Raw genomic sequence first — 1,603 nt, forward strand, 5'->3', positions numbered from 1 at the left:
CCGGCATCGGCGAACAGGAAGACCGCCTCGTCGCCAGTCAACTGGCCGGTAATGTCGAGCAGGTATTTGGCGTTGAAGCCGATATCCATCGGCTCGCTGTCATAGCCGACGGCAAGTTCATCCGTGGCGCTGCCCGAATCGGGGTTGTTGACGGTGAGCGTGAGCTGGCCCTCGGCAAGCGACAGCTTCACCGCGCGCCCGCGTTCCGACGACACGGTGGACACGCGATCGACGGCCTTGGTGAAATCGGCGCAATCGATGCGCATCTCACGGTCATTGTTGGCAGGAATGACGCGCTGGTAATCCGGGAAAGTGCCGTCGATCAGCTTGGAGGTGATCACTACCGAACCGATGGTGAAGCGGATCTTGGCATCGGACACCTCGACCGCGACAATAATCTCCGGATCATCGAGCAGCTTCTGTAATTCGCCGACCGTCTTGCGCGGTATGATGACGCCCGGCATGTTCTCGCAACCGGACGGCGCGTCGATTTCGGCGCGCGCCAGACGGTGGCCGTCGGTGGCAACGGCGCGCAGCTTCAACGCCTTGCCCTCGGCCATGGCGTGGAAATAGATGCCGTTCAGGTAATAGCGGGTTTCCTCGGTGGAGATCGCGAACTGGGTACGGTCGATCAGCATCTTCAGATCACTCGCCTTCAGCTTGAAGGCGTGGCTGAAGGAACCGGCCGTCAGATCGGGAAAATCCTCCTGCGGCAGGCATTGCAGCGAGAATTTCGACTTGCCGGAGGCAACCGAGATGGTCTGGCCGTCGGTGGCCGTGGCAAGCGATACTTCCGCGCCATCGGCGAGCTTGCGCACGATTTCGTAAAGCAGATGCGCCGGCACGGTGGTCGCGCCCGCCTGTTCGACCATCGACGCCGTCTTTTCGGTGATTTCGAGATCGAGGTCGGTCGCCTTCATCTCGAGATCGTTCCCTTCGGCCTTCAACAGCACATTGGAGAGAATCGGTATGGTGTTGCGCCGCTCGACCACGCGATGCACATGGTTCAGGGACTTCAGCAGGTTTGATCTCTCAAGCGTGATACGCATGACTTTCGCTTTCACTCTTATTGCGCGGACGGCGACTGGCATGCGCCGCAGGGGCGCAGGCGGGGTGACAAAATGACAGCAAATCCGTCCGGATTGCAAGGGGTGAGACCCCTTACTCCCCATTGATCGCAGGCTGAGACCCCACGCCCCTTGCGAGCGCTCCCATGCCGTGGTCAAACGGACAATGAAAATGCCGGGAAGATGGTGATGGAAGACAACAGCAATCGGTTCGAAATCGCGGGCCATCCGATCGAGGCGCGGCCTCTTTCGCCGGGCCTTTATCTGGTGGCGACTCCGATCGGCAATCTCGGCGACATCACCATCCGCGCACTCGAGACGATCGCCGGCTGCGACATTCTCGCCTGCGAAGACACCCGCGTGACCCGCAAGCTGCTCGACCGTTTCGCAATCCGCAAGCGCCCCTATGCCTATCACGAGCACAATGCCGAAAAAGCCGGCGAGAAACTGATGGAGGCGCTTTCCGAAGGCAAGACGGTGGCGCTGGTCTCCGATGCCGGCACGCCGCTGGTGTCCGACCCCGGCTACCGGCTGGC

Annotated in this window: 2 protein-coding genes; one reads left to right on the plus strand and one right to left on the minus strand. The window is 61.1% G+C overall.

Annotated elements, in window-relative coordinates; all coding sequences use genetic code 11:
- A partial coding sequence (gene dnaN, locus B4E36_RS13590) for a DNA polymerase III subunit beta (RefSeq protein ID WP_345900464.1) occupies positions 1 to 1,049 on the minus strand: 1,049 nt, incomplete at its 3' end.
- A gap of 201 nt (positions 1,050 to 1,250) precedes the next feature.
- Between dnaN and rsmI the strand changes: the two genes are divergently transcribed.
- The coding region (rsmI, locus tag B4E36_RS13595) for a 16S rRNA (cytidine(1402)-2'-O)-methyltransferase (protein ID WP_414673759.1) at positions 1,251 to 1,603 on the plus strand (353 nt) is incomplete at its 3' end.

The organism is Martelella sp. UBA3392 (assembly GCF_002358775.1).
GTDB classification, from domain to species: Bacteria; Pseudomonadota; Alphaproteobacteria; order Rhizobiales; family Rhizobiaceae; genus Martelella; species Martelella mediterranea.